Genomic DNA, 228 nt, shown 5'->3' with positions numbered 1-228 from the left:
TCTCACGGGAAATCGCATCGAGTGAGGCAACCGCGCAGATGCCCTGCGAGTCCCCCGACAGGGCCACGGACACCTCGGCGGTCACCCGATGCACCCAGCGCGTCGCGCGCCAGGCGGCTTCCACAACGTCCGCGTGGGTGTCCCATGCGTCCTCGCGCACGTACACGTCACGCACCGCATCCGGTCGGTGCAGGGCTAGTTCGCGCACTGCCTGAGGGCCCTCGACAA

1 pseudogene is annotated in these 228 nt (G+C 68.9%); it reads right to left on the bottom strand.

Annotation, left to right across the window (positions count from 1 at the left end):
• Positions 1-228, bottom strand: a pseudogene (locus tag QP415_RS13250) (TrmH family RNA methyltransferase); the annotation flags it as partial.

Source organism: Pauljensenia sp. UMB3104 (assembly GCF_030217285.1).
Lineage (GTDB): Bacteria > Actinomycetota > Actinomycetes > Actinomycetales > Actinomycetaceae > Pauljensenia.
This window is presented reverse-complemented; position numbering and strand designations above follow the sequence as displayed.